Annotated in this window: 11 protein-coding genes, 1 tRNA gene and 1 pseudogene; 2 read left to right on the top strand and 11 right to left on the bottom strand. The window is 62.1% G+C overall.

Translation table 11 applies throughout. The features are described from left to right. Nucleotides 1–103: 103 nt before the first annotated feature. A complete protein-coding gene (gene fabB, locus C8D92_RS00455; protein ID WP_116918143.1) occupies nt 104–1,321 on the top strand; it encodes a beta-ketoacyl-ACP synthase I in 1,218 nt (405 codons plus the stop codon). A gap of 145 nt (nt 1,322–1,466) precedes the next feature. Here fabB and C8D92_RS00450 read toward each other — a convergent pair whose 3' ends face one another. Then, nucleotides 1,467–2,345 carry a sugar nucleotide-binding protein gene (locus C8D92_RS00450; protein ID WP_116918142.1) on the bottom strand — a complete coding sequence of 293 codons (879 nt, stop codon included), beginning with the start codon at nt 2,343–2,345 and terminating at the stop codon, nt 1,467–1,469. Between the two features lie 225 nt (nt 2,346–2,570). On the opposite strand from C8D92_RS00450, the gene C8D92_RS15970 reads away from it, so the two are divergent. Then, on the top strand, nt 2,571–2,927 hold the full coding sequence (locus tag C8D92_RS15970; RefSeq protein ID WP_095609819.1) for a hypothetical protein: 357 nt from the start codon (nt 2,571–2,573) through the stop codon (nt 2,925–2,927). A gap of 213 nt (nt 2,928–3,140) precedes the next feature. Here C8D92_RS15970 and alr read toward each other — a convergent pair whose 3' ends face one another. The 10 genes and pseudogenes from alr to C8D92_RS00395 all read right to left on the bottom strand — a co-directional run bounded on the left by alr (nt 3,141) and on the right by C8D92_RS00395 (nt 13,781). Then, complete coding sequence (alr, locus tag C8D92_RS00440) at nt 3,141–4,214, bottom strand: alanine racemase (RefSeq protein ID WP_116918141.1); 1,074 nt, start codon at nt 4,212–4,214, stop codon at nt 3,141–3,143. Between the two features lie 216 nt (nt 4,215–4,430). Beyond that, nucleotides 4,431–5,828: a replicative DNA helicase gene (gene dnaB, locus C8D92_RS00435; protein WP_095609821.1), complete on the bottom strand. Its 1,398-nt coding sequence runs from the start codon at nt 5,826–5,828 to the stop codon at nt 4,431–4,433. 260 nt (nt 5,829–6,088) lie between these two features. Next, nucleotides 6,089–6,535 (bottom strand): 50S ribosomal protein L9, encoded by a 447-nt coding sequence (gene rplI / locus C8D92_RS00430; protein WP_095609822.1) that lies wholly within the window; start codon nt 6,533–6,535, stop codon nt 6,089–6,091. A 20-nt stretch (nt 6,536–6,555) separates the two neighbouring features. After that, nucleotides 6,556–7,422 (bottom strand): hypothetical protein, encoded by an 867-nt coding sequence (locus C8D92_RS00425; RefSeq protein ID WP_116918140.1) that lies wholly within the window; start codon nt 7,420–7,422, stop codon nt 6,556–6,558. 18 nt (nt 7,423–7,440) lie between these two features. Then, nucleotides 7,441–7,671: a 30S ribosomal protein S18 gene (gene rpsR / locus C8D92_RS00420; RefSeq protein ID WP_095609824.1), complete on the bottom strand. Its 231-nt coding sequence runs from the start codon at nt 7,669–7,671 to the stop codon at nt 7,441–7,443. 66 nt (nt 7,672–7,737) lie between these two features. Next, nucleotides 7,738–8,073, bottom strand: a pseudogene (gene rpsF / locus C8D92_RS00415) (30S ribosomal protein S6); the annotation flags it as partial. A gap of 175 nt (nt 8,074–8,248) precedes the next feature. Beyond that, nucleotides 8,249–8,989, bottom strand: coding sequence for a 23S rRNA (guanosine(2251)-2'-O)-methyltransferase RlmB (gene rlmB, locus C8D92_RS00410; RefSeq protein WP_116918139.1), 741 nt, complete (start codon nt 8,987–8,989; stop codon nt 8,249–8,251). Nucleotides 8,990–8,992: 3 nt separating this feature from the next. After that, nucleotides 8,993–11,521 (bottom strand): ribonuclease R, encoded by a 2,529-nt coding sequence (rnr, locus tag C8D92_RS00405; RefSeq protein WP_095609827.1) that lies wholly within the window; start codon nt 11,519–11,521, stop codon nt 8,993–8,995. A 167-nt stretch (nt 11,522–11,688) separates the two neighbouring features. Further along, nucleotides 11,689–11,775 (bottom strand) — tRNA-Leu (locus tag C8D92_RS00400). A 134-nt stretch (nt 11,776–11,909) separates the two neighbouring features. Further along, nucleotides 11,910–13,781, bottom strand: a complete 1,872-nt coding sequence (locus tag C8D92_RS00395; RefSeq protein ID WP_116918138.1) for a hypothetical protein — start codon at nt 13,779–13,781, stop codon at nt 11,910–11,912. Nucleotides 13,782–13,869: the final 88 nt, after the last annotated feature.

The raw sequence follows: 13,869 nt of genomic DNA, 5'->3' as shown, positions 1-13,869 counted from the left end.
GCGCCTGCCGAACTACACTGCTGGAAAGATGAACAAAGACGCCCGCCCGGTCCCGCCTGGATCGGCGTCTGGGCGTCGACGGCTACCATGATGGGAGAAGATTATGAAACGGGTGGTCATCACCGGCATGGGCATCGTCTCCTGCCTCGGGAATGATATCGACACGGTCAATAACAGCCTCCGCAACGGCCATTCCGGCATTCGCTTCAACGACATCTACAAAGAAAAAGGCTTCCGCAGCCAGGTGTCCGGGTCGGTGGATGTCGATACCGATGTCATCGACCGTAAGACGCGGCGCTTCATGGGGCAGTCCGCCATGTACGCCTATCTCTCAATGCAGCAGGCCATTGAGTCGGCCCAACTACCGGACGAGCTGGTTTCCAGCGACCGTACCGGGCTGATCGCCGGTTCTGGCGGCGCCTCCTGCGCCAGTCAGGTCGAAGCGATCGACATCATGCGTGAGCGGGGCGTCAAACGCATCGGCCCCTACATGGTGCCTCGCATCATGACCAGCACGGTGTCGGCCTGCCTCGCCACCCCATTCCGTATTCGCGGCGTCAACTACTCCATGGCGTCGGCCTGCGCCACCAGTGCCCACTGTATCGGCCATGCCATGGAAACCATCCAGTCCGGACGACAGGACATTGTTTTCGCCGGCGGCGGCGAAGAGGAAGACTGGACCCTGACCATGCTGTTCGACGCCATGGGCGCCCTGTCCACCAAACGCAATGAGACGCCGGAAGCCGCCTCCCGACCGTTCGACAGCGGGCGTGACGGCTTCGTCATTGCCGGCGGCGGCGGCATGCTGGTCATGGAGGAGCTGGAACACGCGAAACGCCGGGGCGCACCGATCATCGCGGAAATCGTCGGTTATGGCGCCACGAGTGATGGCGACGGCGACATGGTCGCCCCCTCCGGTGAAGGTGCCGCACGCTGCATGAAGCAGGCCCTGTCCACGGTCGACGGTCACCTCGACTACGTGAACGCGCACGCGACCAGCACACCCGTGGGCGACGTCTCCGAGGCGCGTGCCATGCGGGATGTCTTCACCGAGCACCTGCCTGCCATCTCGGCCACCAAATCCCTGTCGGGCCACTCATTGGGGGCCGCGGGCGTGCATGAAGCCATCTACACACTGCTGATGATGCAGAACGGGTACATCGCTGGCACTGCCAACTTCCATTCCACCGATGCCGAGATCAACGACATGCCCATCGTCGGCCCCAGTGCCCACCAGGCCCACCTGAAGCGGGTCATGTCCAACAGCTTCGGATTTGGCGGAACCAATGCCTCGTTGGTGTTTCAGCGGTACGCTGGTTGATTGCCACTGAAAAAGACCGTTTTGGCCACGGAAGAACACAGAAAACACGGACATTAGAACCGATTGTCCGTGTTATTCAGCGGATTCCGTGGCCATTATTGTGTTCCGCGTCTTTCAGCGGTTTCCGCGGCAACGTATGGTGATGTCACTCTGACGAATCCGTCTCCACCGCACTCCGTGCCCGTCCTTCCTTCTGCAATAACGCATCCTCTTCCTGAATCGCGTCCTGCCAGGAACGCTGCTTGATGCCGAAGGTGTTACGGATTTTCGTGCAACCCAGCGTGGCGTTCTCGGGTTCGAGCCGTGCCCAGTCAGGCACTTTGTCAACGATGGACAGGTGGTTGAGTTCCGGCATGGTGCGGCTGATGGTCAATGCCAGCTCGTGCTGGCTGACCTCTTCCTGCCCCGCGTACTGATAGGTCCCCCATACCTCGGCGCCGCAGTCGATCTGCATGACCAGAGCCCGCAGTACCCGGGCGAGATCGTGCACGGGCAGTGGCTGCCCGCGATGACGGCTGGAGAAGGCCAGCTTGTCGCTGCCCGTCTCCCGGATCATTCGCAGGAATCGTGTCAGACTCCAGCCGGTTCGCAGAATCAGGTGCCGGGGCAGCAGCGTGCGCAACGCCTGCTCGCATTCCCACTGCCAGTTGCCAAGCTGGGAGAACGGCTGCCCGGGGTTGGAGGTGATGTAGGCGCTCTGCTTGCGTCCGTCGAAGACGTAGCTGGTGGACAGCTGAAGCAACGCCATATCATGGGTCCGGGCATGCTCGGCCAGGCCCAGTGGGATACTGAAGACCTCCTGACGAATCCGCTCCGGATCCTGCTCAGCCGCCTCCGGGTCCGTGTGCCAGAGGGCGTTGACAATCAGGTCGGTGTCGTCAGGAATCCAGTCTTCAAGCGCCTCAAGATCCACAGCGTCCGGCTGGCTGACAAGCAGCGGCCGAACCTGCAGGGGCGTTCCGCGCAGGCGCTCCAGTAACAACCGCCCCAGCGGACTGTAATCATGTACCACCAGCAGATTCACGCGTGCCTGTCGCTCCGTTCCAGAGGCCTGTCGATTCCCGGCGCCCTCGCCCTTCCAGAGCGTCGCCGGTTCTCAGAAGAGGATGCCACCAAACCCCGGCGCAACTCAATTCGAAGCGTTCTTGTCACCATTGTGACAGGGGCGTTGCCAAGAAAAGCCAATGCGGACCGCCACATCGCGTTTACAATACGGCGCTTTGGACTCACCGGACAGAAAGGGATACTGATGCTCAAACAACAAAGCCATATCGTGGCACCGATCCCCGACGAGCTGAAGGAACGGGCCTACTACACCGTTGAGGAACTGCGGTCCCGGGGCAAGGCCGACAAGCAGGCAATCGACAAGCTGTACAACCTGATCATTGAAATGACCGAAGAAGGCCTCGATTTCTTCTTCCTCGAGCCGCTACGCCGCCTCAACGCCAGCAGCATGATGATGGGCATGGCACGCGTCGGCATCAGCAGTATGGTGAAAGGCAGCCGGATGGTGGTCCACAAGGTCCTGAAGAAGCTCGATGACAAGAGCCTGGCGGCAATCCTGGACTTTATTGAGGAGATTATCTGCGAGGCGGAGGAAGGCTGAACACCGCTCTGTTTCTTTGCCACGGAAGAACACGGAAAGCACGGAAACGCCCTTCGGGCGCTGGAGTGGCAAGTCTCAAGTGACAAGAACTGGCGTTTCCGGTGATGGGCACGCAGGTGGAATGCTGACTGCGAAGTGCATTCGTAGCCCACTGCTGCTATTGCTGATCTTTATTTTTCCGTGTTTTCTGTGTCTTTCAGTGGCGAAACCACATCATTCATCGACGTAATACCTCGGTACCCGCGCCGTCACGCCGGTCAGCAATTCGTAGCCAATGGTGCCGGCCCAGTCGGCCACTTCGTCGACAGGCACGTGGGCGCCCCACAGCTCCACCGGGTCGCCCGCTTCCGCGTCCGGTACCGCACTGAGATCCAGCGCCATCATGTCCATCGACACGCGCCCGATCGTCGGCACGCGCACGCCGTTAACGGCCGCCGGTGTCCCGTTGGGCGCATGGCGCGGGTAGCCATCGCCGTAGCCGATGCTCACCACCCCCATGCGGGTCGGCCGCTCGGCCGTCCAGGTACCGCCGTATCCAACCGTCTCCCCCGGCTGCAGGGTTCGGACGGCGATCAGCCGTGACTCAAGCGTCATCACCGGCGTCAGCCCCAGATCCGCGGCACTCCCGGCCACCATTGGCGTGGCGCCATAGAGCATGATCCCGGGACGAGTCCAGTCAAACGGAGGCAAGTCGGAGTGGAAGTGTGCCGCGGAATTGGCGGCGCTGCCCCAGAGTCCACCTCGGTTCAGCAGCTCCGCCAAGGACTGTTGCTGGCGTACCGTCATCCCGTCGGCCGGATCATCGGCGCAGGCGTAATGCGTCATCAGCCCCAACACCGTATGGCTGCCATGCGCGGCCAGCCGCTCCAGCACACCAGCGATCTCCTCCACGCGGAAGCCCAGGCGATTCATGCCTGTGTTGACCTTGACCCAGAGGCGGCAGGAACCGGTCGTCTGTAGACCATCGAGTTGCCAGTGTTCATGAATCACCGGCTCAAACTCCGCCCTGGCACACCGGGACAGATCACCGCATTCGTGGACCCCCTCCAGGAGCACCACAGGTTGGGTGATCCCCGCTGCCCGAAGCCGTTCCGCCTCTTCCAGCGTGGCCACGGCAAAGCGCTCCGTCTCGCCGGCAAGCGCATGCGCCACGCGCTCGAGGCCGTGGCCATACCCATCGGCCTTAATCACGGCCATCGCGCGGGCGGGCTGGGCGTGGCGGGCTGCCAGCCGATAGTTCGAACGCAATGCCGCCAGATCAATCCGCGCCCGGGTTTGCCGCCCCATCAGTACTCTCCGTCTTTGCGACCCATCAATACCCTCGATCGATACTAGGAGTCTGCGCGGTAGAAAGTCGCACCGCTGCGACCGCCCCACTGCGGTCCCTTTTGAGCGCTCATTTTCGTTACATAGAACCACTATGCGCCTCAAATGACCGTCAAAATGGCCTCGCATTGGGACGATCTCGCCTGGCACGATTTCTACCGCGCAGACTCCTAGTCGTCAGTATTCACCGTCATAGTGGCCGTGGGCCAGGTCCTCAAACTTGGTGTAATGCCCAAGGAACGCCAGCCGCACCGTCCCCACAGGACCGTTCCGCTGCTTGCCGATGATGATCTCGGCAACGCCTTTGTCCGGGCTGTCCTCGTTATAGACCTCGTCCCGGTATATGAAGATGATCACGTCCGCATCCTGCTCAATGGCACCGGACTCACGCAGGTCTGAGTTCACCGGTCGCTTGTTGGGGCGCTGCTCCAGACTCCGGTTGAGCTGCGACAGGGCCACCACGGGGCAGTTCAGTTCTTTGGCCAGCCCCTTAAGCGCCCGTGAGATTTCCGAAATCTCCGCCGTACGCCCCTCGCTGTTGCCAGGCACCCGCATGAGCTGGAGGTAATCCACCATGATCATGCCGATTTCCCCGTCGTTCTCCCGTGCGATGCGACGGGCCCGGGACCGCATCTCCGTGGGACTCAGGGCTGGCGTATCGTCAATGTACAGAGGCTGCTCCTTGAGCAGCCCCACCGCCGAGGTAAGCCGCGGCCAGTCCTCTTCTTCGAGCCGACCGCTGCGGATACGGCTCTGATCAATCCGGCCAAGCGACGACAGCATCCGCATGGCCAGAGCGTCCGCCGGCATCTCCATGCTGAAGACCAGCGTCGGTTTCTTCGAGGCCAGCAAGGCATTTTCGACGACGTTCATGGCGAACGTGGTCTTCCCCATGGAGGGGCGCCCCGCCACGATGATCAGGTCGGACGGCTGAAGGCCGGACGTCCAGCTGTCCAGGTCGGTAAAGCCTGTGGTGGTCCCGGTAATGGCGTCACCGGACTCGAACAGCTCTTCCACCCGTTTGAGGGTTTCGGTCAACACCGGCTGGATTTTCTTGGGGCCACTGCCCTCCCGCGCCCGGGATTCGGCAATGCGGAACACGTCCTGCTCCGCCTTGTCCAGCAACTCCGAGCTGGACCGCCCCTCGGGATTAAACGCCGAGTCGGCGATGGTGCCGGACACCTCAATCAGCTGCCGGAGCAGCGATCGCTCCTGCACGATGTCCGCATAGGCGCGAATATTGGACGCCCCCGGCGTTTTCTCGGCCAACTCAGCCAGGTAAGTCAGGCCGCCCGCGTCCTCAAGGTCACCGGAGCGGTCCAGAAATTCGCTGAGCGTAACCACATCGAGCGGTTCGCCTTCACCGGCCAAGCGTTCGACGGCCGCAAAAATCAGGCGGTGCCCTTGACGATAGAAATCCTGTGCCGAAATCACCTCGGCGACCGAATCCCACTTGCTGTTATCAAGCATCAGGCCACCAAGGACCGCCTGCTCAGCTTCCAGCGAGTGAGGGGGAACCTTGAGGCGAGAGGTGGGCAGGTCCGCCTGCGCCTGACTGGATACCGGATTGACCATCTGAATACGCTTCCGACATTAGGGATAACGACAGGGGGAGAGACATAAGATACTGGCGGGCCAGTATCGAAACAAGCATCGAACGCGCCCGCAGGGGACGGTGAGTCACGGTCCCCGATGACGCAAAAGGCCCGGCGGGCTCACCACCCGTCGGGCCTTCCGGGCACTCAGACATGCCGGCATTGCAATACGTGCTCTCGCCGGCGGATGTCTTTCGTGCGGCCCGATGCATCGGGCCGGCCTGTCTGGACGTGGCGTGGTTACGCCGCGACCACGGCCACCTTGATGTCCACGGAAACGTCCGTGTGCAGCACCAGCTGGATGTCATACTCACCCACGGCGCGCAGCGGACCTTCCGGCATCTGCACTTCGCTCTTCTCGACGGGGTTGCCGTCAGCCGTTACGGCATCCGCAATGTCACGAACGCCAATGGAGCCGAACAGCTTGCCCTCGTCACCCGCCTTGGAGGCGATGGTGACCGTCGCATCCGCCAGCTTCTCGGCACGGGCTTCCGCCTCGGCCAGCTTTTCGGCGGCGCGACGCTCAAGCTCCGCACGACGTTCCTCGAACTGCTTGATGTTTTCCTTCGTTGCAGGAACGGCCTTGCCGAAGGGCAGCAGGTAGTTCCGGCCGTAACCCGCCTTGACCTTCACCTGGTCGCCCAGCGAGCCCAGGTTGGCCACTTTCTCGAGCAGAATAACGTTCATCTCGTTAACCTCTTTATGCTTTATTCTGCCGGCTCCCGGGGCTTGATCCGCCTCCGGAAATCCAGCCAGCTATCCACAAACGCAATGACCAGCAACAACAGCATCAGGCTCGGGCTCAGCAGCACCAGCAGGACGTAGAACAGCACCAGCCAATGAACGCCCAGCTGGCGGCGCGAGACGATGCCGTGAATCAGGCCAAGACCGGCCATGATCAACGGCAGGGCTCCCGCCCAGCTCACCATCAACGGCGCCAGCCCCAGAAAAGGGCCTCCCAGCACCGCCAGACCGCACAGACCGGCCACCGGACGACTCAGCCGAAAGGCGTGGAACTCCTTCTGGAATCCCCCCGGATTGAACAATCCGGCCTGCCAGCTCCGGGCCAGCATGAGCACACCAACCGACACCAGTAGATAGGTGCCCGCCATACTGGCGTTCATGACTTCCCGGACCAGACTGTCGAGCTCATTGCCCAGCTCGGTGGCCATCTCCGGGTTGTACTGTTCGATGTATCCGACGCCGGCCTTGGCCAGTTGGCCAATCAGCTCGGGATACAACGCGGGCAGCGCCAGGCCAGTCAGGATGGCCAGACCGCTGCCGGTCACCAATGCCGCTTCCCAGGTCCGGCTCGCACGCAGCACCATCGCCATGATGGCCGACTGCAACAGAACCGTCACCGCGGTTGGATCCTGGGCAACCCAGCCCCAACCCAGCGCGGGCAACAGCGCCCAGAGACCGATGTTCAGCCCCTGGGTGACCCCAAGCCTCAGTATAACCAGGGCAACAACCGCCGCCCCGATCCAGAACAGCAGCGGCAGCGCTGTCGCGATTGCCGCTACCAGTGAGGCCTGCAACGGGCCCCGCATGGCGAAGCGGGCCAGTGCGAGCATGCCTGAGAGCCTCGCTGTTTAGTGGTCGTGGCTGTCCGTATAGGGCAGCAGTGCCAGATAGCGGGCGCGCTTGATCGCGGTAGCCAGCTGGCGCTGATAACGGGCACGTGTGCCGGTGATCCGGCTGGGCACGATCTTACCCGTTTCAGTGATGTAGCTCTTGAGCGTGTCCAGATCCTTGTAATCGATCTCGGTCACACCTTCTGCCGTGAAGCGGCAGAACTTACGACGTCTGAAAAAACGAGCCATTTTCGAACTCCTCAACAACCGTTAACAAATGGAAACCGACAGCGGCGACCCCGATCAGGAGGCGCGGCGCTTCTCTTCGCGGTTTTCCGTGGCTTTCATGGGTGACGGCTCTGTGTCCGCACCGTTCCGGCGTACGACCAGATCACGGATGATCGCGTCGTTGAAGCGGAAGTTGTGAGTCAGCTCGTCCAGCGCGTTCTGCGTGCACTCGATATTCATCAGCACGTAGTGCGCTTTATGGATCTTGTTGATGGGATAGGCCAGCTGGCGACGGCCCCAGTCTTCGAGCCGGTGCACCGCGCCCCCATCTTCAGTGATGGTGTTGGTGTAACGCTCGATCATTGCGGGCACCTGCTCGCTCTGATCGGGATGCACCATGAACACGATTTCGTAATGACGCATGTTCTCTCCCTATGGATTCAGCAGCTTCCCCCTCAGGCATCGCGCCCGGAAAGAAGCAGGGATTGGTTTGATAACCGGTTTCTTGGCGACGCTGGGACACAGCGACGCACGCCCCCGACAAAAAGGGGAGCGGTATTCTAGGCATCCAGGCGAGTAAATGCAAACCGACGAGACACTAGGGCGCCTCACCGCGCTGGCGAACCGCCTCGAACAGGCAGACGCCGGTGGCAACCGACACGTTCAGGCTCTCAACGGCCCCCACCATCGGAATACGGATCAGTTGATCGCAGTGCTCGCGCGTCAGGCGACGCATCCCCTTGCCCTCGGCCCCCATGACCAGCGCAACACCCCCGCGAAAATCCGCTTGATGGAGCGTGGCGCCCGCCTCACCGGCCGAGCCGATCACCCAAAGCCCCGCATCCTGAAGCCGACGCAGGCAACGGGCCAGATTGGTCACCTTGACCAGCGGCAGGGTTTCAGCCGCCCCGCTGGACACCTTGCGTGCCGTCGCGTTAAGCGGCGCTGACTTGTCCTTGGGCGCGACGAGCGCCAGCACGCCCGCAGCCTCTGCGGTACGAAGGCAAGCGCCAAGGTTGTGGGGGTCGGTGACGCCATCAAGCACCAGAAGCAGCGGCGCCTCCGTCCGCTCGATCAGGTCCATCAGGTCGTTTTCCTGCCAGGCCCGCGCCTCGGCGACGGCCGCAACGACCCCCTGATGAACGCCGTTGACCCGCTGATCCAGCTCCCGACGATGGACCTGCTCCCAGGACACGCCAAGATCGTCCAGTCGCCGGATCACATCACCAACCCGTCGGTCGCGGCGCCCTTTCTGTATCCAGACCTTCTTCAGTCGCTGTGGCTCTTCACGGGTGATTGCGTCCACCGCGTGCCAGCCAAAGACAAACGATTGCGACACCGATCACCTCTTTCCGGACTTGCCCCGACGCGACTTCCTGCCGCCCCCTTTACTGGCACTGGCTTCACGGGCCGCCTCTTTGGCCAGCTCGCCACGGCTCATGCCCTGGCCTTTACCGCCGCCCTTGCCCTTGTTGGCCGATTTGCCTCCCTTCTTTCCGGGCTTGCCGGCCTGTCCCTTTCCACCCGGACCGCTGCGGTCCGGCGCCTTCTCGAGAGCGGCCCGGTCCGCCTTGCGTCGTTTCGGACGACTGACCAGCTCCAGATCGATCTTGCGATCCTCCAGCCCGACACGCGCCACCTGAACCCGGACGCTGTCGCCCAGGCGGAAGCTGATCGCTGTACGCTCGCCCACCAGCCGATGATGCACTGAATCATGCTGGAAGAAGTCGCCACTGAGCGTGGACACATGGACCAGGCCCTCAATGTAGATGTCATTGAGTTCGACAAAGAAACCGAAGGGCACCACGGCGGCGATCACCCCGTCGTATTCGTTGCCCACATGCTCGGACAGATACTCGCACTTCAGCCAGGCTTCCACATCCCGGGTCGCCTCATCGGCACGGCGCTCCGTCATGGAGCAATGCTCACCCAGTTGAACCATTCGCCCATGGTCATAGGGATACGCCGCCAACTCCGGATCCTGCCGCTTGGGCTGAATGACCGTCTTGCCCTCGCGGCTGCCCTGCCGCACGGATTTGATCGCGCGCTGCACCATACCCTGCCCGCCCTGACCACCATGGATCACGGACTTGATGGCGCGATGGACAATCAGGTCCGGATACCGTCGGATTGGTGAGGTGAAGTGCGCATAGCTCGCGAAACCGAGGCCAAAGTGGCCACTCTCGTCCGGGCTGTACACCGCCTGACTGAGCGTGCGCAGCATGACCGTCTGGATCACACCGGCGTCGGAGCGGTCGCCGATCTTCGACAACAGCGCCTGGAAGTCGGAGGACTGCGGCTTTTCACCCCCGCCCAGCTCCAGACCCAGTTCGCCGAGAAACAGCTTGAGGTTGCTCAGACGCTCGGACGCCGGGCCATCGTGGACGCGATACAACGCCGGAATCTCATGACGTTTGAGAAAACGGGCCGTAGCGACGTTCGCGCACAGCATGCATTCTTCGACAATCTTGTGGGCGTCGTTTCGGGTGACCGGGACGATGTCGTCGATCTTGCGATCGGCATTGAACACGATGCGCGTTTCGGTCGTTTCAAAATCAATCGCCCCGCGCTCGGTCCGGGCCTGACGCAGAACCTTGTACAGCTGATGCAGATGCTCAACGTGCGGCACGACGTGGGCGTACCGCTCCCGCAGCGACTGACCTTCCGGGCTGTCCGGATAGTCCAGCATCTGGTGCACTTTGGTGTAGGTCAGGCGCGCGTGGGAATGCATGACGGCCTGATAGAACCGGTAGCCACTGATGCGACCATTGGCGCTGATGGTCATGTCGCTGACGAGGCAGAGCCGATCCACCTCGGGATTCAGCGAACAGAGGCCGTTCGAGAGCTTCTCCGGCAGCATCGGCACAACGTGGTCGGGAAAGTACACCGAATTGCCGCGATTGACCGCTTCCTCATCCAGCGGCGTCCCCGGCCGGACATAATGGGATACGTCGGCAATGGCGACCAGCAAACGGAAGCCGCCATTCTTGCGCGGTTCGCAGTAAATCGCGTCGTCAAAGTCACGGGCGTCTTCGCCATCAATGGTGACCAGCGGCAGGTCACGGAGGTCCACCCGATCCTGCTTGTCCGACTCATCCACTTCCTCGGGAATGGCAGCGGCCTGCTCGCCTACCGACTCCGGCCAGCTGTGCGGAATATCGTGCGAGCGGATGGCCACTTCGATTTCCATGCCTGGCGCCATGTGTTCGCCCAGCACCTCAACCACACGCCCGGTCGGCTGGGAGCGCCGGCCCGGCTGACGCAGCAGCTCAACCACCACGTACTGACCGTTACGCCCGTTACCGCAGTCGCTTTCGGCGATCAGGATGTCCTGATTGATGCGCGGATTCTCGGGGACCACGAATGACACACCGCTCTCGCGGAACAGTCGCCCGACGGTCTGAGTGGTGCCGTGCTCCAGTACCTCGACGATCACACCTTCCCGGCGGCCACGCTTGTCCACACTGTCTACCCGGGCCGCCACGCGGTCCCCGTGCAGCACACGCTTCATCTGACGGGCACTCAGGAACAGGTCGCCTTTCTTGTCATCCGGCACCAGGAACCCGAAACCATCGCGGTGTCCCTGAACGCGCCCCGTGACCAGATCGGCTTCCTCGATGGGCAGGTAGGCACCGCGGCGATTGCAGATGGCCTGCCCGTCGCGACACATGGCGATCAGGCGGCGGCGCAGGGCCTCAATGCCTTCCTCACTGTTCTGGCCAAGTTCCTGACAAAGGGTGGGATGGGTGGCCGGCGCACCGCGCTGGCGCAGATGCTCGAGAATGTATTCCCGGCTCTGGATGGGATTATCGTATTTCTGGGCCTCTCGATCCGCGTTGGGATCATTGGTCCGTGTTTTTCTGGATGCCATGCAAACAACTGTCCTGATGCCGGCAGCCGACCGGAAGGATCAATCGTATCGGGCGACTGCGCTTGAATAGGGGTGCAGTATAACGCCGCGACTAACGGGATGCTAAAAACGCGGGGATTACACTATCGAAAGAAGGAATAGTGACCACTTCCGGAAGGAAAGGGAAGTGGTGCCGAGGGGGAGACTTGAACTCCCACGGGGTTGCCCCCACTAGCACCTGAAGCTAGCGCGTCTACCAATTTCGCCACCTCGGCAGTGACAGACCGGTCAAACCGGTTAACTCATTGTGGCCGGCGGGCTCTCCCTCACCGACGGCGCGTACTTTAATGTCTCGATCCGGGGCTGTCAAACCCTTTTTTGAATCCACTGGGCCTTCCGGGTCATGTGGTTACTGACTGCTCAGAAGCGATTCGGCCAGCGTGTGGTATTCGTACGTCAGATTGGCAAAAATGCCACCGCTGTCCAGCGTACCCGGCGTACCGCCGCAGTTCGGGGTACCAGCGGTCAGACTCAGCCGGGCTTCGTCCAGCAGGTTGGCCTGTTCACCCGCCTCCTCTTCGTCGTCACCGGCCGGAGTACGATAACGGTACTGCCACTTCAGCAGATCCTCGCTGGAGCGGCTGGTGTCGAAGAAGACCCGACGCAGCAGCTGTTGGTGGCCAAAACGCTGATCCCACAAGAGATCCCGCCTATCGAGCGCGCCGTCGGACGGGAGATCTCCACCGGCACCCGTTTCATCGGCCTCATAGGTATAGGGCTGGGTACCACTGATCACCTCCGGCTCACCAGTTGCATCATCGTTAATGCCGCACCCACTGACCGCACCATCAATCGACTGGGACGTACCATCGGTATCGGTATACCCCAGCATCGGGTCAATCCCCTGCCCGACGGTCTGAACCAGTTCCCGATCGCCGTCCCGAACCGTCACGGTGTCACCGCTGATCGTCCAGGTCAGCACCTGCTCGGCGGCGCCGCCCAGCTCGGAGCCATTCTGCCCGCCATGACAGCTGGTGGTGGACTGAAGCTCCGCGGTGCCGTTGGTCCAGTCGAACGTGAGCCGTTCGTCCACGTCACCGTCGTCCGAGTAGAACGTGCTCGCCGGTGACGAGGCCAGAAAGAATCCTTCGAACCCCTGAACATTCAGTTCCGCGACCCGGCCGTTGACCCGGGCGAGGCGGGCCACTTCATAGAGTGACGGTTTGAGACAGCCGTCCGCCTCAATCGCCTGGAGTACGCCCTCGGCGTCATACTGGAAGCGTACCCGGGAACTCGTTGTCAGGTCGGAGGCAGTGGCCGTTGGATTGTCCGGTGGCGTTTCAACCACCACCGCTTTCAAAAGGAGCGGGTTATTGAGGTCAGGAATGAGCGTCGGCAATGCCAGGCCGCTGATGTCGACATTGCCATAGCCATCCGACTGCGCCGCCGCATCCACTGCCCCGACCACATCGGCCACCGCAGACACGTAACCGAGCCGAAGCACCCGATCGGCATCACGGTCGATGTCGGTCAACCGACCGCCGTTGTCGATAATCCCCTGCTCCCGGTCATCCGGAAACTGGATCTGAAGCAGACGCGTCAGCGCTTCGCCGTAGGCACGTGCCCGCGCGTCGCCCCGCTGGATGTAGTCCCCAAGCGGATTCACCCCAGACAGATCCACGGCCAGGCCACCCTCGGTCACATCCAGCGCATCGAGATCCAGCGTTCGGCGGGCATCCACCAGCGTGGTCAATGGTGACACCACGCGCTCACCCGGTGGCGAGGTCAACCGGAAGGCGTGGTTGATGATCTGATTCCCCGCCTCCGTTTCTTCCAGCGTGCGGCCGGGAATGGCCACCGCCACCAGCGGGTAGTTGTTGGGATCGAGATCGGCGGCCTGATCGTCCGGCAGCGCCAGCCCCGTCACGTCCAGCGTAAACCGGCCGCCTTCGCCAGTGAGCGCCGTCGGCTCCCCCATCGACAGGGTTTCCAGGCATTCCTCCGCGGCCTGGTCTGCCGGGGTGCTGATCTCGCAGCCGGCACGCCCACCGATCACGACCTGAACCGAGCCGCTGTCATACTGGGAGTCACCGTCCAGGTCCAGCCAGACGCGGGCCTGCTGGAGATAGCCATCCATCACACGGCCCTGATAATCGCTGGGCGGCTCGGGTTCGTATAGGCCATCGGTATCACGACCGTCTACCGGCCGCTCGCCGTTCTGCTCATTGCAGCCGACCAGAGCGAATGCAGCCATCAGGGTAAGGCAGAAAAGGCGGGTCATGGGCGCATCTCTTGTTCTTCTCGGGTTCGGGATGCGCCCACTCTAGGGAATGTCGCGTCACTGTACCTTGACGCGATTGGCAATTTGT

It is taken from the genome of Tamilnaduibacter salinus, assembly GCF_003096655.1.
GTDB lineage: Bacteria > Pseudomonadota > Gammaproteobacteria > Pseudomonadales > Oleiphilaceae > Tamilnaduibacter > Tamilnaduibacter salinus.
This window is presented reverse-complemented; position numbering and strand designations above follow the sequence as displayed.